Source organism: Enterobacter sp. TMH.L2 (assembly GCF_050847315.1).
Taxonomy (GTDB): domain Bacteria; phylum Pseudomonadota; class Gammaproteobacteria; order Enterobacterales; family Enterobacteriaceae; genus Cedecea.
Window position 1 is genome coordinate 4,295,705 of sequence record NZ_CP193791.1, and the last position, 19,654, is coordinate 4,315,358.

15 protein-coding genes are annotated in these 19,654 nt (G+C 57.6%); 11 read left to right on the forward strand and 4 right to left on the reverse strand.

The genetic code is table 11. The features are described 5' to 3' along the window. The first annotated feature begins 17 nt into the window (after nt 1–17). The 5 genes from alsB (at nt 18) to alsK (ending at nt 5,403) form a co-directional block, all read left to right on the forward strand. Nucleotides 18–953 carry a D-allose transporter substrate-binding protein gene (gene alsB, locus ACREYP_RS20615; RefSeq protein WP_008455741.1) on the forward strand — a complete coding sequence of 312 codons (936 nt, stop codon included), beginning with the start codon at nt 18–20 and terminating at the stop codon, nt 951–953. Nucleotides 954–1,226: 273 nt separating this feature from the next. Beyond that, the gene (gene alsA, locus ACREYP_RS20620; RefSeq protein ID WP_008455742.1) at nt 1,227–2,759 is read left to right on the forward strand and encodes a D-allose ABC transporter ATP-binding protein AlsA; all 1,533 of its coding nucleotides are present in this window, start codon (nt 1,227–1,229) and stop codon (nt 2,757–2,759) included. Beyond that, nucleotides 2,738–3,718 (forward strand): D-allose ABC transporter permease, encoded by a 981-nt coding sequence (gene alsC, locus ACREYP_RS20625; RefSeq protein WP_038476559.1) that lies wholly within the window; start codon nt 2,738–2,740, stop codon nt 3,716–3,718. The genes alsA and alsC overlap by 22 nt, the downstream gene beginning before the upstream one ends. A gap of 61 nt (nt 3,719–3,779) precedes the next feature. After that, a complete protein-coding gene (gene alsE / locus ACREYP_RS20630; protein ID WP_008455746.1) occupies nt 3,780–4,475 on the forward strand; it encodes a D-allulose 6-phosphate 3-epimerase in 696 nt (231 codons plus the stop codon). Next, nucleotides 4,459–5,403 carry an allose kinase gene (gene alsK / locus ACREYP_RS20635; protein ID WP_498881035.1) on the forward strand — a complete coding sequence of 315 codons (945 nt, stop codon included), beginning with the start codon at nt 4,459–4,461 and terminating at the stop codon, nt 5,401–5,403. The genes alsE and alsK overlap by 17 nt, the downstream gene beginning before the upstream one ends. Here alsK and ACREYP_RS20640 read toward each other — a convergent pair. Beyond that, nucleotides 5,336–7,918: an ATP-binding protein gene (locus ACREYP_RS20640; protein ID WP_336818251.1), complete on the reverse strand. Its 2,583-nt coding sequence runs from the start codon at nt 7,916–7,918 to the stop codon at nt 5,336–5,338. The two genes, alsK and ACREYP_RS20640, sit on opposite strands and share 68 nt — an antisense overlap. A 517-nt stretch (nt 7,919–8,435) precedes the next feature. Here ACREYP_RS20640 and ACREYP_RS20645 point away from each other — a divergent pair. The 4 genes from ACREYP_RS20645 (at nt 8,436) to ACREYP_RS20660 (ending at nt 12,777) form a co-directional block, all read left to right on the forward strand. Next, nucleotides 8,436–9,959, forward strand: a complete 1,524-nt coding sequence (locus ACREYP_RS20645; protein WP_336818250.1) for a sugar ABC transporter ATP-binding protein — start codon at nt 8,436–8,438, stop codon at nt 9,957–9,959. Beyond that, entirely contained in the window at nt 9,952–10,944 is a 993-nt protein-coding gene (locus ACREYP_RS20650) for an ABC transporter permease subunit (protein WP_008455753.1), read from the forward strand. Before ACREYP_RS20645 ends, ACREYP_RS20650 begins: the two co-directional genes overlap by 8 nt. Before the next feature lie 35 nt (nt 10,945–10,979). Then, on the forward strand, nt 10,980–11,924 hold the full coding sequence (locus ACREYP_RS20655) for an ABC transporter substrate-binding protein (RefSeq protein ID WP_008455755.1): 945 nt from the start codon (nt 10,980–10,982) through the stop codon (nt 11,922–11,924). Between the two features lie 169 nt (nt 11,925–12,093). Continuing rightward, the gene (locus ACREYP_RS20660; RefSeq protein ID WP_008455757.1) at nt 12,094–12,777 is read left to right on the forward strand and encodes a D-lyxose/D-mannose isomerase; all 684 of its coding nucleotides are present in this window, start codon (nt 12,094–12,096) and stop codon (nt 12,775–12,777) included. Here ACREYP_RS20660 and ACREYP_RS20665 read toward each other — a convergent pair. Further along, nucleotides 12,774–13,883 carry an FAD-dependent oxidoreductase gene (locus ACREYP_RS20665; protein ID WP_336818249.1) on the reverse strand — a complete coding sequence of 370 codons (1,110 nt, stop codon included), beginning with the start codon at nt 13,881–13,883 and terminating at the stop codon, nt 12,774–12,776. The genes ACREYP_RS20660 and ACREYP_RS20665 overlap by 4 nt on opposite strands. A gap of 99 nt (nt 13,884–13,982) precedes the next feature. On the opposite strand from ACREYP_RS20665, the gene ACREYP_RS20670 reads away from it, so the two are divergent. Next, the gene (locus tag ACREYP_RS20670) at nt 13,983–14,795 is read left to right on the forward strand and encodes an AraC family transcriptional regulator (RefSeq protein WP_008455760.1); all 813 of its coding nucleotides are present in this window, start codon (nt 13,983–13,985) and stop codon (nt 14,793–14,795) included. A gap of 3 nt (nt 14,796–14,798) precedes the next feature. Here the strand turns inward: ACREYP_RS20670 and ACREYP_RS20675 are convergent, their stop codons facing one another. After that, complete coding sequence (locus tag ACREYP_RS20675) at nt 14,799–15,533, reverse strand: response regulator (protein WP_336818248.1); 735 nt, start codon at nt 15,531–15,533, stop codon at nt 14,799–14,801. A gap of 294 nt (nt 15,534–15,827) precedes the next feature. Here ACREYP_RS20675 and fdhF point away from each other — a divergent pair, with 294 nt between their 5' ends. Then, entirely contained in the window at nt 15,828–17,975 is a 2,148-nt protein-coding gene (gene fdhF / locus ACREYP_RS20680) for a formate dehydrogenase subunit alpha (RefSeq protein WP_336818448.1), read from the forward strand. Nucleotides 17,976–18,035: 60 nt separating this feature from the next. Here fdhF and gltP read toward each other — a convergent pair whose 3' ends face one another. Further along, the gene (gene gltP / locus ACREYP_RS20685; protein ID WP_008455769.1) at nt 18,036–19,349 is read right to left on the reverse strand and encodes a glutamate/aspartate:proton symporter GltP; all 1,314 of its coding nucleotides are present in this window, start codon (nt 19,347–19,349) and stop codon (nt 18,036–18,038) included. Between the last annotated feature and the right edge of the window lie 305 nt (nt 19,350–19,654).

Sequence of the window (19,654 nt, forward strand, 5' to 3'; positions counted from 1 at the left end):
ACACTGAGAATATTATTATGAATAAATATCTGAAAATATTCAGCGGCGCTGCTATGGGCCTGATGTTATCCACCAGCGCTTTTGCGGCTGCCGATTATGCGGTGGTATTAAAAACATTATCCAACCCTTATTGGGTGGATATGAAAAAAGGTATTGAAGATGAAGCCAAAACGCTGGGCGTTAGCGTAGATATTTTTGCTTCACCTTCGGAGGGGGATTTCCAGTCGCAATTACAGCTTTTTGAAGATTTAACCAATAAGAAATACAAAGGCATCGCTTTTGCGCCGCTCTCCTCGGTCAACCTCGTGGTGCCGGTCGCGAATGCATGGAAAAAAGGCATTTACCTGGTCAACCTCGATGAAAAAATCGATATGGATAACCTGAAAAAAGCCGGCGGCAACGTCGAAGCCTTTGTCACCACCGATAACGTGGCGGTCGGCGCGAAGGGCGCAGGCTTCATCATCGATAAGCTCGGTGCCGCAGGCGGCGACGTCGCCATCATCGAAGGCAAAGCAGGTAACGCCTCCGGCGAAGCCCGCCGCGTAGGCGCCAGCGATGCCTTTAAGAAAGCCAGCCAGATTAAGCTGGTTGCCAGCCAGCCCGCCGACTGGGACCGCATCAAAGCGCTCGATGTAGCCACCAACGTGCTGCAGCGTAACCCGAATCTGAAAGCCTTCTACTGCGCGAACGACACCATGGCAATGGGTGCCGCTCAGGCGGTGGCTAACGCCGGGAAGACCGGGAAAATTCTGGTGGTCGGCACCGACGGTATCCCGGAAGCCCGCAAGATGGTGGCTGACGGGCAGATGACCGCCACCGTGGCGCAGAACCCGGCGGATATCGGCGCGACAGGCCTGAAGCTACTGGTAGATGCGGCGAAAACCGGCAAGGTGATTGCGCTGGATAAGGCCCCGCAGTTTAGCCTGGTGGATTCGGTGCTGGTGACGAAATAGTTAAGGTTTGAGTGGCTTTATCCCCTCACCCATAGGGAGAAAGTGAAGAAAGGGGTAGCTCTCCCCCGCAGGGAGAACGTGAAAAAAGGGTAGCTCTCTCCCGCAGGCAAAGGGGCGAAAAGAGTACTAAAAGAAAAGCAGTGGCAGCAGTTATTCCCTCTCCCTTTCGGGATGAGAGAGAAAACCAACATCAGTTCGGTACCGTCCCCTCTCCCCTGTGGGGAGAGGGTTAGGGTGAGGGGAAACCTTCGCTAAAAATGATTGAGGCTCGTCATGGTCACGCCATACATTGCAATGGCGGGGATCGGCAAATCCTTTGGTCCGGTTCACGCATTAAAATCGGTTGATTTAACAATATTTCCCGGCGAAATTCACGCGCTGCTCGGGGAAAACGGTGCAGGTAAATCAACCCTGATGAAAGTCCTGTCGGGTATTCACGAACCGACCAAAGGCACCATTACGATTAATGACGTTAATTATGAAAAACTTGATCATAAATTAGCGGCACAGCTCGGCATTGGGATTATTTATCAAGAACTCAGCGTTATTGATGAATTAACAGTTTTAGAAAATCTTTATATTGGCCGCCATACCACTAAAAAAGTCTTCGGGATTAATATTGTTGACTGGAAAGAGATGCGCATTCGCGCCGCGATGATGCTTTTACGTGTCGGCTTAAAAGTGGATCTCGATGAAAAGGTGGGTAATTTATCCATCAGTCACAAGCAAATGTTAGAAATTGCCAAAACATTAATGCTGGACGCCAAAGTCATTATTATGGATGAGCCGACCTCTTCTTTAACCAATAAAGAAGTCGATTATCTGTTTCTCATCATGAACCAGCTGCGGAAAGAAGGCACGGCGATGGTGTACATCTCCCATAAACTCGCCGAAATCCGCCGCATCTGCGACCGCTACACGGTAATGAAAGACGGCAGCAGCGTCTGCAGCGGCCTGGTCAGCGACGTCTCCAACGATGACATTGTGCGCCTGATGGTTGGCCGCGAGCTGCAAAACCGCTTTAGCGCGATGAAAGAGAGCGCCGGGAACGTAGAGCCTGACGTGGTGTTTGAAGTGAAGAACGTCAGCAGCCGCGACCGAAAAAAAGTGAAAGATATTTCGTTCAGCGTCAACCGGGGCGAAATCCTGGGCTTCTCCGGCCTCGTCGGCTCCGGGCGTACCGAGCTGATGGACTGTTTGTTTGGCGTGGACAAACGTTCGTCCGGGGAAATTCTGCTTAACGGCAAAAATATCTCGCCGAGCTCACCGATGGACGCGCTGAAAAAAGGCATGGGCTACATCACCGAAAGCCGCCGCGATAATGGCTTTTTCGCCAACTTCTCCATCGCGCAGAACATGGCCGTCAGCCAGAGCCTCAAGCGCGGCGGTTACAAAGGCGCGATGGGCCTGTTTAACGAAGCCGAGGAGCGCCAGACCGCCGAAGCCCAGCGCCAGCTGCTGGCGCTGAAGTGCCACAGCGTCGACCAGAACATTACCGAGCTTTCCGGCGGCAACCAGCAGAAGGTGCTGATTTCTAAGTGGCTGTGCTGCAACCCGGAAGTGATCATTTTCGATGAGCCTACGCGCGGCATCGACGTCGGCGCGAAGGCCGAAATCTACAAAGTGATGCGCCAGCTGGCGGATGACGGAAAAGTCATCCTGATGGTGTCGTCTGAGCTTCCCGAAATTATCGCCGTCTGCGACCGCATTGCCGTGTTCTGCGAAGGGCGACTGACGCAAATCCTGACCAATCGCGACGATATCAGCGAAGAGGAGATTATGGCATGGGCATTACCACAAGAATGAAACGCGAAGAAAGCGAGAAAAAACCGTTCAATTTCGCCCAGTTTTGGGACAAATACGGCACCTTCTTTATCCTCGCGATTATCGTCGCCATCTTCGGCACGCTCTCCGCTGAGTACTTCCTGACGGCCAGCAACATCAGCGCCATCTTTGTGCAAAGCTCGGTGACGGTGCTTATCGGGATGGGGGAGTTCTTCGCCATTCTGGTGGCGGGGATCGATCTGTCGGTGGGCGCGATTCTGGCACTTTCCGGCATGGTCACCGCCAAACTGATGCTGGCGGGCGTCGATCCGTTCCTTGCGGCGCTGATTGGCGGCGTGATTGTCGGCGGGCTGCTGGGGGCGATTAACGGCTGCCTGGTGAACTGGACGGGGCTGCATCCGTTCATCATCACCCTCGGCACCAACGCCATTTTCCGCGGCATCACGCTGGTTATCTCTGATGCCAACTCGGTGTACGGCTTCTCGTTCGATTTCGTGAACTTCTTCGCCGCCACGCCGCTCGGCATTCCGGTGCCGGTGATCTTCTCGCTGATTGTCGCCGGGATACTGTGGTTCCTGACCACCCGCACGCGCCTGGGCCGCAATATTTACGCCCTCGGCGGCAATAAGAACTCGGCGTTCTACTCCGGCATCGACGTGAAGTTCCACATGCTGGTGGTGTTCATCATCTCCGGCATCTGCGCCGGGCTGGCGGGCGTGGTCTCAACCGCGCGTCTTGGTGCGGCAGAGCCGCTGGCAGGCATGGGGTTTGAAACCTACGCCATCGCCAGCGCCATCATCGGCGGCACTAGCTTCTTCGGCGGCAAGGGCCGGATTTTCTCGGTGGTGATTGGCGGCCTGATCATCGGCACCATCAACAACGGGCTCAATATTCTCCAGGTACAAACCTATTACCAACTGGTGGTGATGGGGGGGCTTATCATCGCTGCGGTGGCCCTGGATCGGTTAATCAGTAAATAAGAACGGCAGATGCGTTGGCCGCACCCGCTGTCAGAAATCCATAGATTTACAGGAGCTTGTAATGAAAATTTCCCCCTCGTTGATGTGCATGGATCTGGCAAAATTCCAGGAACAGATTGCGTTTATCGACCTGCACGCGGACTACTTCCATATCGACATTATGGACGGTCACTTTGTGCCGAACCTGACGCTGTCCCCGTTCTTCGTCGGCCAGGTCAGGAAGCTTGCCAGTAAGCCGCTGGACTGCCACTTAATGGTCACCCGTCCGCAGGATTACATCGTCCCACTGGCGGAGGCCGGGGCGGACATTATCACCCTGCACCCGGAAACCATTAACGGCCAGGCCTTCCGCCTCATCGAAGAGATTCGCCGCCACGGCATGAAAGTTGGCCTGATTTTGAACCCGGAAACGCCGGTTGAGGCGATGAAGTACTACATTCATAAGGCGGACAAGGTGACGGTGATGACCGTTGACCCAGGGTTTGCCGGCCAGCCGTTTATCCCGGAAATGCTGGACAAAGTGGCCGAGCTGAAAGCCTGGCGCGAGCGCGAAGGGCTGAGCTACGAGATTGAAATTGACGGTTCCTGCAACGCGGCAACCTATGAACGACTCATGGCCGCCGGGGCAGATGTGTTTATCGTCGGCACTTCCGGGCTGTTTAACCACGCCCGGGACATCGACGAGGCCTGGCAGGTGATGAGCGAGCAGATCCTGGCGGCCAAAGACGAGGTTATGCCCCATGCCAAAACCGCTTAACGTGGTGGCCGGAGTGGATATGGGCGCCACCCATATCCGCCTGTGTTTGCAGGACGAGTCCGGCACGGTGCTGCATTGTGAAAAACAGCGCACGGCAGACATTATCGCAGGGGGCGTGGTCTGGGGGATCGCCCATCTGCTGAACGAGCGGCTTGGCAGTCTTCACGCCCGCTGCCGCGGCATGGTGATGGGGTTCCCGGCGCTGGTGGGCAAAGACAAGCGGACGATCATCTCCACCCCAAATTTGCCGCTTTCCGCGCTGGAACTGAACGAGCTGGCAGGTAAGCTGGAGGATGCTCTCGGCTGCCCGGTCGAGTTTTCTCGGGATGTAAACCTGCAGCTCTCTTTCGATGTCGCGCAAAACGGCCTGCAGCATCAGCAGGTGCTGGGGGCTTATCTCGGCACCGGCATGGGCTTTGCCGTCTGGCTGAACGGCGCCCCCTGGACCGGCGCCCACGGCGTTGCCGGGGAACTGGGCCATATTCCGCAGGGCGATATGCACCTGACCTGCGGCTGCGGCAATGCTGGCTGTCTGGAGACGGTGTGCTCGGGGATAGCCCTGAAACGCTGGTACGACGCCAGCCCGAAAACGTATGAAATTGGCGAGCTGTTTACCTTTGCCGCCCAGGCGCCGTTTGTCGCTGCCCTGCTCGACCACGCGGCACGCGCCATCGCCACCAGCATCAACCTGTTCGACCCGGATGCGGTGATCCTCGGCGGCGGAGTGATGGATATGGTCGATTTTCCGCGCGAGGCGCTGGTGGCACAGACGAAACGCTATCTGCGCCGTCCTTTGCCGCATGATGCCGTGCGCTTTATCGACGCGTCTTCCTCGGCCTTCAATGGCGCTCAGGGTGCGGCTACGCTTGCCCGCGCCTGTTTCCTGCCCGCGCTTTACGTAGCGCCTCAGCAAGCTGCGCTCGGGTAAACGGCTTACGCAGCAGCTCCACGTCGGGCAGGTGCTGTTCGCTGCGGCGAAGGTCCTGCCCGCTGATCAGCAGCAAATCCAGGTGAGGATGGTGGCGGCGAGCCTGCTGCAGCACATCCGCGCCGCTTAGCTCGCCGGGCAGCATCAGGTCGCTGATCACGAGGCCGATGTCCGGTACCTCAGCCATTAACTCCAGCGCCTGCTGGCTGTCGCTGGCTTCCAGCGTCAGGTAACCCAGCTCGTGCAGCTGTTCGCACAGGGTCTGGCGCACGTCCGGCTCGTCTTCAAGCACCAGCACAAGCTGGTCGGCGATATCAGCCTGTTCACCGGCCAGCGGCAAGGCTTCCGGCTGCACCTCCGCAGACGCACGAGGCAGTTGCAGTATGACCCGAGTCCCTTTGCCGGGCTCGCTTTCAATCTGCACTCGTCCGCCGGACTGGCGCACAAAGCCATAAACCATCGACAGCCCCAGCCCACTGCCGCTCCCGGTCTGTTTGGTGGTAAAGAACGGCTCAAACACCTGCGCTTTCACTTCGTCCGTCATGCCGTGGCCAGTGTCGGCCACTTCAATCACCACCATATCCTGTTTGCGCCCTTCGCCACGCACCACGCGCTGGTTCCAGGTGCGGATCTTAATTTCCCCGCTGCGGCCTTCCATCGCATCCCTTGCGTTCATCACCAGGTTGATGATCGCGTTCTCCAACTGGTTGACGTCGATCCACGCGGGCCAGGCGGGCTGCTGGGCTTCAACAGCAAGCGTGAGGTGGGCGGGCAAAGAGTGGCGCATCAGCGGGTCGAGGTTTTCCAGCAGGCTTTTCATCGCCACCGCACGCGGGTGCAGCGATTGCTTACGGGAAAAGGCAAGCAGCCGCTGGGTAAGCTGCGCGCCACGTTCGGCGGCCTTCAGCGCGCGCTGAATGCGCACGGCGTCCGGTGAGTCTGTCGCGGTCAGCTCCAGGCTGCCGATGATCACCGCCAGCAGGTTGTTGAAGTCGTGCGCCAGGCCGCCGGTGAGCTGCCCCACCGCCTTCATTTTTTGACTGTGCACCAGCGCCTCCTCCAGCGCCTTGCGCTCGCTGCGCTCCAGCACCACGTTCACCATGCCCCGCCCCGGCACCGGGCTAAAGCGCAGCTCGATGGTGCGCCCGTCCGCCAGCCTGAGTTCCTGCGGCTTTGGCAGAGGTCGGGAGAGATTGCCGAGCATGTGTTCCTGAAGCGGCGTGACCTGTTTGAGCAGCCCAAGATAGTGCTGGCCGCGCTGCAGGCGCTGCGGATCCAGCCCCAGCAGCAGCGGGTACTGCTGGTTCCACACCACCAGAAAACCGTCGCTGTCGAACAGCGCAAAGCCATCGCGCATGGCGTGGAAGGTGGTTTCCAGCAGGGTACTTTTCTCTTTCAGCAGGCGTGAAGTGTGCTCCAGCGACGCCGTATTGCGGGCAAAGACGTTAAACGCCCTGGCCAGTTCACCCAGCTCATCGCGCCGCTGCTGCGCGGGCACGCTGACCTCTTTTTCACCCTTCGCCAGCCGCGTCATCGCCTGGGAAATGGCCGTTAAGTTAGAGCCGAGGTTGCGGTAGATATACAGCCCGGCGAAGCCGGTGATCACCAGCGCCAGCAGAGCGAACAGGCCGATAAAGGCGATAATGGACTGCAAATCCCGGTGACTTTGCTGGCTGCGCTGCCGGGATTCTTCCCCGACTTTTTGCACGTACAGGTTGATGTCCTGATTCAGAAAAGCCACCAGCGCTTTGATGTGATACATGTGCCAGGCGATGCCCAGGTCACTCTCCTCAAGCTGGGCGGAGAGCGGTGGCAGCTGCTGCAGGCCGCTTCTGAACTGCTGCAAAATACTGTCCGCCAGCGGCGACGGCGCTCGTTCGGGCAGAAGCCGCATCACTTCGCTCAGCTGGCGTACCGCCGGCCTCGGCGAGGAAGACTGAATCGCCACCAGCATCAGGCGATCCATCTCTTTCAGCAGCGCAGCATCCGGCACGTTCAGCCCTTCGCGCGCGTTAACCTCCTGCAAGTGCTCAAGATAGCTCTGATTCTGGTACAGGGCGCTTAGCAGCAGGTTGCGCTGCAAGTGGCGGCGGTGCCCCATCACCAGCATGTTGGTGACGCTGCTTTCCAGCTCGTTGCTGCGGGCGATGATCCGGCCGACCAGCTGCGGTTCACGCCGGGCCAGCGGCGCGGTAGCCAGATGAGAAAGCGAGTTTTGCAGCGAAAGCTGGGTCTGTTTCAGGCTTTCCGCTTCGCTCTGGTATTCCAGCGCGCCGACGACCTGAGAAAGCCTGACCGCCGCCGTCGCCACGTTGGAGGTGTCGCGCGCCAGCTCCATGCTGCCGGACATGTCGAGCAGCGTTTGCCCCTGCACCTGTTCCTGGAGGCGGCTGGCGTGTTGAAAGCCGAGCACCGCCACGCCGCAGACCATCAGCGTGACCGCCACTACCAGCAGGTTGAAAAACAGCAGACGGCCACGGGCGCTGGCGAAGAAGGACGGACGAGGCTGGGTCATAGGGGCTCCGTGGTTGTTTTTTCCCCTCACCCTGACCCTCTCCCCAGAGGGGAGAGGGAAAAAAGGGGGTAACCTCTCCCTAAGTGGCACAGGGAATAAGGGGGCAGCCTCTCCCCAAATACGGGCTGAGGCCAAAGCATTGCGTCTCGCCTTTCCCCCTCTCCCTTTCAGGGAGAGAGCCGGGGTGAGGGTCACATATTCACTCCAGTTAAGCATTGCACACCGTCTTTCCCCCTCTCCCTTGCAGGGAGAGGGCCGGGGTGAGGGTCACACATTCACTCCAGTTAAGCATTGCACACCGTCTTTCCCCCTCTCCCTTTCAGGGAGAGGGCCGGGGTGAGGGTCACACATTCACTCCAGTTAAGCATTGCACGAATTTTGATAAATATTTCCACACCGGGAATGTGATCCAGGTTAACTATTCAACTCTATGACAAATATGAACGGCCGCTGACATTTTGCATTTACCGGCGCGTGGTTGACTGGCCTTATAAATAACCACCACAGGCGCCGCACCATGAGCAGAGTCCCCATTCTGGAAATGCGCAATATTGCCAAGTCGTTTGGCAAATTTTATGCGCTTAAAGGCGTCGATTTAACGGTCTTTCCCGGTGAAATCCATGCACTAATGGGCGAGAACGGCGCGGGCAAAAGTACCCTGATGAAGATCCTCGCCGGGGCTTACATCGCCACCAGCGGCGAAGTGCTTATTGACGGTGAGCCCTACGCCATCAAAGGCCCCAAAGATGCCCTTAACGCGGGCATCACGCTGATCTACCAGGAGATGCAGCTCGCGCCAAATCTTACCGTGGCGGAAAACATTTTCCTCGGCAGCGAACTGGCGCGCGGCGGCCTCGTGCAGCGCAAAGAGATGGTACAGCAGGCGCAGGCGGTGATTGACCGCCTCGGCGCGCAGTTCAAAGCCACCGACCTCGTGATGAAGCTCACCATTGCCGAGCAGCAGCAGGTTGAGATTGCCCGCGCGCTCCAGCGCAACAGCCGTATTCTGGTGATGGATGAACCCACCGCCGCCCTCTCCTCTCGCGAAACGCATCGCCTGTTTGAGCTGATTTTCCGCCTGCGCGATGAAGGCATGGCGATTATCTACATCAGCCACCGCATGGCGGAGATTTATGAGCTGTCTGACCGGGTCAGCGTGCTGCGCGACGGCCAGTATGTCGGCAGCCTGACGCGCGAAAACCTGAACGCTAGCGAGCTGGTGAAAATGATGGTGGGTCGGCCCCTTAGCGACCTGTTTAACAAAGAGCGTGATATCCCGCTGGGCAGCCCGCGCCTGAATGTTCATCACCTGACGGACAACGGCAAAGTGCAGCCCGTCAGCCTGCACGTTCGCTCCGGGGAAATAGTCGGCCTGGCCGGGCTGGTTGGCGCGGGACGTTCAGAGCTGGCGCAGTTGATCTTCGGCGTGCGCAAACCCGCGGGCGGATCGATTGAGATCGACGGCCAGCCTGTGACGCTGCATTCCCCCCGCGAGGCGATTCAGCACGGCATTGGCTTCCTGACCGAAAACCGCAAAGAGCAGGGGCTGTTCCTTGAGCTGGCCGCGCAGGACAACATCACCATGGCCACGCTTGAGCGTGACGCCCACTTCGGCATGCTCGACCGCAAAAAAGCCCAGACCATTTCAGACGACGCCATCAGCCTGCTGAATATTCGCGTCCCTCACGCGCAGGTTCGTGCCGGGGGTCTTTCCGGAGGCAACCAGCAAAAACTGCTGATTTCCCGCTGGGTTGCCATTGGCCCACGCATCCTGATCCTCGACGAGCCAACGCGCGGCGTGGATGTGGGGGCTAAAAGCGAAATTTACCGCATCATGAACCAGCTGGCCCGCCAGGGCGTGGCCATTTTAATGATTTCCAGCGAGCTGCCCGAAGTGGTGGGCATGAGCGACCGGGTGTACGTCATGCGCGAAGGCAGCATTGCCGGCGAGCTGCTGCGCCACGACATTACACAAGAAAATATTATGACCCTGGCTACCGGCGTGACCGAGGCCCATAAGAAAGAGGTGCACTATGACTAACTCAGGCACGCAACCGGTGGCAAAATCCGCCTCGCTCAAAAAAGCCCTGTTCGGCGATTTGATGCAAACCGTCGGTATTTTGCCGATTCTGGTGCTCATCATTGCCGTCTTTGGCTTTGTCGCCCCTAACTTCTTCACCGAATCTAACCTGCTCAATATCGCTCGCCAGTCGTCCATTAACATCGTGCTGGCGGCAGGGATGACCTTCATCATTCTGACCGGCGGCATCGACCTGTCCGTCGGATCTATCCTCGGCACCACCGCCGTCACGGCGATGGTGGTGTCGCTGATGCCTGGCTGGGAAGGCCTGTCGATTCCGGCGGCGCTGTTGATGGGCACCGGGCTGGGGCTGTTTAACGGCATGTTGGTCGCCTGGGCCGGGCTACCGCCGTTTATCGTCACGCTCGGCACCTATACCGCGCTGCGCGGCGCGGCGTATCTGCTGGCCGACGGCACGACGGTGATTAACTCCAACATCAATTTCGAGTGGATTGGCAACGCCTATCTTGGCCCGGTGCCGTGGCTGGTGGTTATCGCCCTGCTGGTGATTGCGGTGTGCTGGTTCATTCTGCGCCGCACCACGCTGGGCGTTCATATCTACGCGGTGGGTGGCAACATGCAGGCGGCACGCCTGACCGGCATCAAAGTGTGGATGGTGCTGCTGTTCGTGTACGGCATGAGCGGGCTGCTTTCCGGCCTGGGCGGCATCATGAGTGCGTCACGGCTATACAGCGCCAACGGTAACCTCGGCGTGGGCTACGAGCTGGACGCCATCGCCGCCGTTATCCTCGGCGGAACCAGCTTCGTGGGCGGGATTGGCACCATCACCGGCACGCTGGTGGGGGCGCTGATTATCGCCACGCTCAACAACGGCATGACGCTGATGGGCGTCTCCTATTTCTGGCAATTGGTGATCAAAGGGGCGGTGATCATCATAGCGGTGCTGATCGACAAATACCGTACCCGTCACAATCAAAGTGCATAACAACAAAACCCTACCCTACGAGTGAGGAAAACAGCATGCGTTTGAAACCTATAGTTACTGCGTTACTGGCTGGTGCAATGATCGCAGGCGCACCGTTTGCCCAGGCGAAAGAGTTAAAGTCGATCGGCGTGACGGTGGGCGACCTCGCCAACCCGTTCTTCGTGCAGATCACCAAAGGTGCCGAGCTGGAAGCCCGCAAGCTCGCCGGTGATAACGTGAAAGTGACGCTGGTCTCCAGCGGCTACGATCTCGGCCAGCAGGTGGCGCAGATCGATAACTTCATTGCCGCGAAGGTGGACATGATCATTCTTAACGCCGCGGATTCCAAAGGGATCGGCCCGGCGGTAAAACGCGCGAAAGACGCCGGGATCGTCGTTGTGGCGGTGGACGTTGCGGCAGACGGCGCCGATGCCACGATCACTTCCGATAACACCCAGGCCGGGCAAATGGCCTGTAAATACATTTCGGATCGCCTGAAAGACAAAGGCAATGTGGTGATCATTAACGGGCCGCCGGTTTCCGCCGTGCAGAACCGCGTTGAGGGCTGCGAAACCGAATTCAAAAAACACCCGGACATTAAGATCCTTTCGTCTAACCAGAATGCTAAGGGCAGCCGCGAAGGTGGCCTGGAAGTGATGACCTCGCTGCTGGCGGCAAATCCGAAGATCGACGGCGTGTTTGCGATCAACGATCCGACGGCGATCGGGGCCGATCTGGCGGCAAAACAAGCTCAACGTAACGAGTTCTTCATTGTCGGCGTGGACGGCAGCCCGGACGGTGAAGAAGCCCTGAAGCGCGGCGGCAGCTCGCTGTTTGTGGCGACCCCGGCTCAGGATCCGCAGGTGATGGCGGCGAAAGCGGTCGAGATCGGCTATGACATTTTGCAGGGCAAACCCGCGCCGAAAGGCCCGGTGCTGATCCCGGTGACGATGATCGATAAGAGCAATATCGGCAGCTACAAAGGGTGGACGGTGAAGTAATTTGCCCCTCACCCCGGCCCTCTCCCCAAAGGGGGGAGGGAGAAAATCGTTAGTCCTCTCTCCCTTCCAGGGTTAGGGTGAGAATTTATCCTCTCCGGTCGAGTCAGAACGCCGCCAGTCCCCTCTCCCTCCAGGAAGAGGGTTAGGGTCCACATCAAAGGAAGGCCAGATGAAACGCTCCGAGGTCAATCAGTACCTGAATGAAACCCGGCAGTTTTTTGCCCGCCACGGGGTGCAACTGCCCCCGTTCGCCAGCTTCTCGCCGCAAAAATGGCTGCAGGTTAACCCCCGCAGCTGGCAGGAGGTATTCGATCTGAAACTCGGGTGGGACATCACCGACTTCGGCGGCGGCGACTTCCTGACCATGGGCCTGACGCTGTTTACCCTGCGCAATGGCTCGCCGGAAGGCGCGCCCTACGCCAAATCCTACGCAGAGAAAGTCATGCACGTGCGTGATAACCAGATGACGCCGATGCATTTTCACTGGAGCAAACAGGAGGACATCATCAACCGCGGCGGCGGGAACTTGATTGTCGAACTGTGGCAGTCAGATCCCTTCGAACAGCCTGACGAAACAGACATCACGGTGGTGATTGACGGCTGCCGCCAGACGCACGCGGCGGGCAGCCAGCTGCGCTTATCGCCCGGAGAAAGCATCAGCTTGGTGCCGGAGATGTACCACAGCTTTTGGGGTGAGCCGGGCTACGGCGACGTGCTGGTCGGCGAAGTGTCGATGGTCAACGATGACGACCACGACAATCGCTTTTTAAAACCGCTTGAGCGCTTCAGCACCCTTACCGAAGATACCTCCCCGGACCTGCTTTTGTGCCATGAGTACCGGCAGTTTATCTAGCCGGAAAGCTTTGCGGCCGCCACGGCGGAATCTGCCACGGCCGCTTTGCCTCTGGCAAGCATCAGGCGTTCATATTCAGCTAAACCGGACAGGCCCTTGCCGTGAAGCGCGGTGGCAAGATCGGCGGCATCTCTCAACGCAGTATTAGCCCCTATGCCGCCGGCCGGACTCATGGCGTGGACGGCATCGCCCAGCAGGGTGACGTTTCCGGGCTGCCAGACAATATTCGAATTGCCGTAGCGGACCGGCAGCGTCGCAATATGTTCTGGCAAAGTCCGTTGTATAAGCTTTTGCAGCATCGGGGGAAGAGACAAGCTGTCGAAGGGAACAGCTAACCGTGAACCGGGGCCGATCAGCGCCCAGTAAAGATAATCTTCGGTCTGCGTGAGACTGCCGTTAAAACCCGCCTTTGCCGCGAGCGCTGTAAAATCCTGCCGAAAGCGCATTTCATCAATAATGGCGCTGAATCCGTCGCAAAACAGCACGTTAGTGCCTTCGTACAACGCCTTCTCCGCCGTTAAAGCGCTTTTGCCATACAGGCAGAGATATCCCGAATCCGCCGGCGCGGCATCAGGGGCAAGCTGTGCCCTGACCCGTGAATTGACGCCGTCCGCGCCGACCAGAAGCTGGCAGCTTGCGTCAGCCGTATGAGCAAAACTTAGCCCTACCCGGCCTTCACTTTCCTGATGGTAACCCTCTAAGGCGTGGCCGTAGCGCAGAGCCCCCTCGAGGCCACACATCAGGATTTCCCGCAGGGTCTGGCGATGAATGCTTAAATCTGGGGCAAGATCGGCGTTTTGTTCAGCCCGATGCCAGCCTTCAGGCTGACGGCCATTAGCCTGTTGTCCGGTTCTATCCAAAAAACGCCCTTCCGTACTGGCTACAGAGGCCGTTTGTCGAAAGAGTTGATAAAGCGCAGGAGGCAACACCCTGGCAAGTGCCTGCTGCCCTTGGGCGTCGATTCTAATCCGGTAGCCCTGGATACGGCTGTCGGGCGCCGGATCTGCCTCGTAAACGGTGGCGCTGATTCCATGGCTTTTCAGGCCCTGAGCCAGCGCCAGCCCGCCCAGTCCCGCACCAATAATTGCAACGCCTGAAGTACTCATGAGGTTTCCTCTGTGGTTTGTTCTGGTTCCACAAAAGAGTTGCACGGCTCGACCGCGCAAGGATAACGTTATACGGACGATAAATAGTGAAAACCGGCCATGATAAAACATCCTCCTCAGCCACCAGCCCCCGATTACAGCGAATGGCTTAGCGGCCCGGCGCTGATTGCCCTTGAAGGCAGCGTCGCCCCTGAAAGTGAATATCTGCTCGGCACGCGGGAAGTGGCCTGGCACCAGCACCTGCGCGGCCAGGTTTTTTGCGTGGAGTCTGGTTTACTGCACGTTCACACCGCTGACGGAGCCTGGTTTTTGCCTCCCCATCGCGCCAGCTGGCTGCCGCCGGGCGTAATCCACAAGGTCAGCATCAGCGGAGCCGTAAAAGGCTGGACGCTGCTGATTACGCCTGAAAGCTGCTCGGGGTTGCCGGAAAAGCCCTGCGTGATTGCCGTTTCGGAGGTGCTTCACGCGCTCGCCCGTCGCGCCTGCGAATGGGATAAGCAGGCAAAACCCGAGCCGGAACATCAGCGTATGGCCGCCGTTATTTACGATGAGATTTGCCGCGCACCGCACGAGGCGCTGCATTTGCCAATGCCGACAGATCATCGGCTGAAAAAAGTGGCTTCTGCACTGCTCGCTAACCCCGGCGATGAGCGAACTTTTGAAGCCTGGGCGGCATTCGGCGCGCTTTCGCCCCGCACTCTGCGTCGCCTTTTTGTGGCAGAAACCGGCCTAAATTTTGCCCAATGGCGGAGGCAGGTCCGGCTGACCCACGGGCTGGATAAGCTGGCACAAGGCATGTCGGTATCGGAGGTTTCAGAATTACTGGGCTACGCCTCTCCGGGCAATTTTATCCATATGTTCAAAAATGCCTTTGGCACTTCACCGGCCCGCTACTTTTCGACCGGGAACTAGACGCTAAACCGCATTATTCTCGCCGTGAGTGACATCGGCGGCAAAAACGTAGCCCACGCCGCGGATGGTGCGAATCAGCGTGGGCTGGTGCGGGTTGACCTCGATTTTGCGCCGCAGCCGCATGATTAATACGTCGATAGTGCGGTCGAACACTTCCAGGCTTTCGCTGTGGGTGAGCTCGAGCAACTTTTCCCGCGACAGCACTTTCCTGGCGTTCTGCACCAGGGAAAGCAGCAGGCCATATTCGCCCTGAGTGAGATCAACCTGCTGTTGCTGAGCATTCATCAACTGGCAGCGGTCGGTGTCCAGCCGCCAGCCGTTAAACTGCAGCCCGCTGGTTTTGGTCGGGCTGCTTTCTACGGCCAGCGCCCCGCTGCGCCTCAGCACCGCTTTGACTCGGGCCACTACCACGCGCCCATTGAACGGTTTGGCGATGTAGTCATCGGCGCCCATTTCCAGACCCACGACGACGTCGGACTCGCTGCCCATGCCGGTCAGCATCACCACCGGCAAAGCGGGACGCAGTTTCTGCACCTGCTGAAGTACCAGCAGGCCGTTGGTATCCGGCAGCATCATATCCAGCAAAATCAGCGCAACAGAAGGCTCTGCCGCCACAATCTGCAGCGCTTCATTACCGCTATGGCACACAAGCACGTCAAAGACATGTTCACTGAGCACGTCGCGCAGCACGTCGCAAATGGCCTTGTCGTCATCCACCACCAGGATTGCAGGTTTCATTATTTTCTCCGGAGGGGAGGAGGTTCTTTTTAGTGTGAGCGATTGTTGATTGCGCGCCGCAGAAAGAACACAGATCCATGTAGAATTTTCTATCACTGTCACAAATGGCCGTCAGTTCGACACGTCATTTATGACGAAATCCTGCTTCTCTCGTCAGTGCTCTCGTCGGATCCCCCAGAACCCCGCGCCATTACCCATGCATTCTATGTGGCATAGATAATGCATTGAGTGGCTCAGCAAGGCGGTTTGCTTTTATCGCCGCACTTAAATGACAGCATTGACTGGAGCAACATGATGAAAAAAGTCGTCACGGTTTGCCCCTATTGCGCCTCGGGTTGCAAGATAAACCTGGTGGTGGATAACGGCAAAATCGTCAAGGCGGAAGGCGCACAGGGTAAAACCAACCAGGGCGACCTGTGCCTGAAGGGGTATTACGGTTGGGATTTTATCACCGACACCAAAATCCTTACCCCGCGCTTGAAAACCCCGATGATTCGCCGCGAGCGAGGCGGCAAGCTGGAAGCCGTATCCTGGGGCGAAGCGCTGGATTACGTCAGCTCACGCCTGAGCGAGATCAAAGCCAAGTATGGCCCGAACGCCATTCAAACCACCGGCTCTTCACGCGGAACAGGCAACGAAACCAACTATGTAATGCAAAAATTTGCGCGCGCCGTTATTGGAACCAATAACGTCGATTGCTGCGCACGTGTCTGACACGGCCCATCGGTTGCAGGTCTGCACCAGTCGGTCGGTAATGGCGCGATGAGTAACTCTATCGTCGAGATTGAGGATACTGATTTAGTCTTTGTGTTCGGGTACAACCCGGCGGATTCACACCCTATCGTGGCTAATCGCGTGATTAAGGCGAAGCAGAAAGGGGCTCAGATTATCGTTGTCGATCCGCGCAAAATTGAAACCGCGCGCATTGCCGATATGCATTTAAGGTTACGCAACGGCTCAAACATCGCGCTGTTGAATGCGATTGGCCACGTCATTATTGAAGAGAATCTTTACGACCACGCTTTCGTCGCTTCTCGTACCGAGGGCTTCGAGGAATATCGCAAAATTGTTGAAGGCTACACGCCGGAATCCGTAGAGGAAATCACGGGCGTCAGCGCCGGGGAAATCCGTGCGGCGGCGCGCATGTACGCCAAAGCCAAAACGGCCACCATCCTGTGGGGCATGGGCGTGACCCAGTTCTATCAGGGCGTGGAAACCGTGCGCTCACTCACCAGCCTGGCGCTGATGACCGGCAACCTCGGCAAGCCTAACGTGGGCGTGAACCCGGTTCGCGGCCAGAACAACGTGCAGGGTGCCTGCGATATGGGCGCGCTGCCGGACATGTTCCCCGGCAACCAGTATGTTCGTGACGCGGAAACCCGCAGCAAATTTGCTGCAGCCTGGGGCGTTGACGCGCTGCCGGAAGCTAACGGCTACCGCATCAGCGAACTGCCTCACCGGGTCGAGCACGGGGAAGTCCGCGCGGCCTATATTATGGGGGAAGATCCGCTCCAGACCGACGCCGAGCTTTCCGCCGTGCGCAAAGCGTTTGCCGGGCTTGAGCTGGTGATTGTGCAGGACATCTTCATGACTAAAACCGCCGCCGAGGCCGACGTTATTTTACCGTCCACCTCATGGGGCGAGCATGAAGGCGTCTTCACCGCCGCCGACCGCGGTTTCCAGCGCTTCTTTAAAGCGGTTGAGCCGAAGTGGGATCTCAAAACGGACTGGCAGATTATCAGTGAAATCGCCACCCGCATGGGCTACCCGATGCACTACCGCAATACCCAGGAAATCTGGGACGAGCTGCGCCACCTGTGTCCGGACTTCTACGGGGCAACCTACGAGAAGATGGGCGAGCTGGGCTATATCCAGTGGCCTTGCCGGGACACATCTGACGCGGATCAGGGGACTTCTTACCTTTATGAAAGCAAGTTTGAGCGCCCTAACGGCCGGGGGCAGTTCTTCACCTGCGACTGGGCACCGCCTATCGATCGCGTCACCGACGAGTACCCGATGGTGCTTTCTACGGTGCGTGAAGTGGGCCACTACTCCTGCCGTTCAATGACCGGGAACTGTGCGGCACTGGCCGCGCTGGCCGATGAACCGGGTTATGCACAAATCCACGTCGAAGATGCCGCCCGGCTGGGCATTGAAGATGAGGCGCTGATTTGGGTGAATTCACGCAAAGGCCGGGTTATTACCCGAGCAGCGGTCAGCGAGCGTCCGAATAAAGGCGCGGTGTACATGACCTATCAGTGGTGGATTGGTGCCTGTAATGAGCTGGTGACCGAGAACCTGAGCCCGATAACCAAAACGCCGGAGTACAAGTACTGCGCCGTGCGCGTCGAGCCGATCGTCGACCAGCAGGCCGCCGAGCAGTATGTGATTGATGAGTACAATAAGCTGAAGGCCCGGCTGCGCGAAAGCGCGATGGGGTAAAACATCCCCTCACCCTAACCCTCTCCCCTTTGGGGAGAGGGCCGGGGTGAGGGGCTTTACTTAACTGCTCGCCTTACTGTCAAACTTCCCAAAAAGCTCACGCTCATAGGCCTGGGCTTTTTTATGGTCGAATTTATGTTCCCACTTGGCGATAACCAGCACCGCCAGCGCGTTGCCGACCACGTTCAGCGCGGTACGCGCCATATCCAGAATACGGTCAACCCCGGCAATAAACGCCAGCCCTTCCAGCGGAATACCGACGCTGCCAAGCGTGGCCAGCAGCACCACGAAAGAGACGCCCGGCACGCCGGCAATCCCCTTTGAGGTCACCATCAGCGTCAGCACCAGAATGATTTCCTGCCACAGCGACAGCTCAATGCCGTACAGCTGAGCGATAAAGATCGCCGCAATGCTCTGATAAAGCGTGGAACCGTCCAGGTTAAACGAGTAACCGGTCGGCACCACGAAGCTGGTGATCGACGCCGGAGCACCATAGGCTTCCATCTTCTCGATGATGCGTGGCAGCACGCTCTCGGAGCTGGCGGTAGAGAACGCCAGAATCAGTTCGTCTTTCAGGATGCGCATCAGGATGGTGATTTTCAGCCCGCACAGGCGCGCCACCGCGCCCAGCACCACCAGCGCAAAGAAGGCAATCGCCACATACACCAGCACCACCAGCTTCAGCAGCGGCCAGAGCGAGGCAAAGCCAAAGTTCGCAACGGTCACGGAAATCAGCGCGAAAACACCCACCGGCGCATAGCGCATCACCATGTGCGTCACTTTGAACATGGTTTCAGAGATGGAGCGGAAGACGGTCACCAGCGGCTCGCGGTGAGTCGCGGGCAGCGACGACAGCCCCAGGCCAAACAGCACCGAGAAGAAGATGATCGGTAGCATCTCGCCCTTCGCCATTGATGCCACAATGTTGGTAGGCACGAGCGACAGAATAGTCCCCATCAGGCCATGAGCATGGCTTTGTACGTCCTGCGCCGTGTGCTGGTATTTCGAAATATCCACGGTAGCAAGCTGTGACATATCTATGCCGTGGCCCGGCTGGAAAACATTCGCGAGCGTAATGCCCAGAATGATGGCAACCGTCGTGATCACTTCGAAATAAATGATGGTTTTAGCGCCGATGCGACCAAGCTGCTTGGCGTCGCCGACGCCCGCAATCCCGACCACCAGGGTGGAGATCACAATCGGCACGACGATCATTTTGATCAGGTGGATAAAGATATCACCCGCCGGTGACAGCAGGTTAGCGACCAGCCATTCACGGCTATCACTTTGATAATGAAGAAAACTTCCCAGGATAATGCCCAGCACCAGCGCCAGCAAGATTTGCCAGGCCAGGCTCATTTTAAAGTTTTTCATAACGACGACAGTTCCTCAAAAAAACGCCATTCCCATGCTGTTGACTCAGGAGAAGGTCACAAACTGAAAGGGGGTATGACAAACATCAGGTGTTAAGCGGGGTTTTTTAAAGCAACGTATCAGTACCATCCCGATAGCCTGCTGCGCAACCCTTCATTTTTAGGGTTATGCACTTACATTGCATAGATAAACAGGATTTTGCGGAGAAATATGAATATAACTTATTGTTATGGAAAAAAATTCATTATTTGTTTTTGGAAATAAGTACCAAAGGTAATTATTTCTTATGATTCATCTGTTTGAAC

What these genes read in the sequence shown, in the direction of transcription:
- alsB (WP_008455741.1), top strand. Translation starts at nt 18, where the DNA reads ATGAATAAATATCTGAAAATATTCAGCGGCGCTGCTATGGGCCTGATG.
- alsA (WP_008455742.1), top strand. Translation starts at nt 1,227, where the DNA reads ATGGTCACGCCATACATTGCAATGGCGGGGATCGGCAAATCCTTTGGT.
- alsC (WP_038476559.1), top strand. Translation starts at nt 2,738, where the DNA reads ATGGGCATTACCACAAGAATGAAACGCGAAGAAAGCGAGAAAAAACCG.
- alsE (WP_008455746.1), top strand. Translation starts at nt 3,780, where the DNA reads ATGAAAATTTCCCCCTCGTTGATGTGCATGGATCTGGCAAAATTCCAG.
- alsK (WP_498881035.1), top strand. Translation starts at nt 4,459, where the DNA reads ATGCCAAAACCGCTTAACGTGGTGGCCGGAGTGGATATGGGCGCCACC.
- ACREYP_RS20640 (WP_336818251.1), bottom strand. Translation starts at nt 7,918, where the DNA reads ATGACCCAGCCTCGTCCGTCCTTCTTCGCCAGCGCCCGTGGCCGTCTG.
- ACREYP_RS20645 (WP_336818250.1), top strand. Translation starts at nt 8,436, where the DNA reads ATGAGCAGAGTCCCCATTCTGGAAATGCGCAATATTGCCAAGTCGTTT.
- ACREYP_RS20650 (WP_008455753.1), top strand. Translation starts at nt 9,952, where the DNA reads ATGACTAACTCAGGCACGCAACCGGTGGCAAAATCCGCCTCGCTCAAA.
- ACREYP_RS20655 (WP_008455755.1), top strand. Translation starts at nt 10,980, where the DNA reads ATGCGTTTGAAACCTATAGTTACTGCGTTACTGGCTGGTGCAATGATC.
- ACREYP_RS20660 (WP_008455757.1), top strand. Translation starts at nt 12,094, where the DNA reads ATGAAACGCTCCGAGGTCAATCAGTACCTGAATGAAACCCGGCAGTTT.
- ACREYP_RS20665 (WP_336818249.1), bottom strand. Translation starts at nt 13,883, where the DNA reads ATGAGTACTTCAGGCGTTGCAATTATTGGTGCGGGACTGGGCGGGCTG.
- ACREYP_RS20670 (WP_008455760.1), top strand. Translation starts at nt 13,983, where the DNA reads ATGATAAAACATCCTCCTCAGCCACCAGCCCCCGATTACAGCGAATGG.
- ACREYP_RS20675 (WP_336818248.1), bottom strand. Translation starts at nt 15,533, where the DNA reads ATGAAACCTGCAATCCTGGTGGTGGATGACGACAAGGCCATTTGCGAC.
- gltP (WP_008455769.1), bottom strand. Translation starts at nt 19,349, where the DNA reads ATGAAAAACTTTAAAATGAGCCTGGCCTGGCAAATCTTGCTGGCGCTG.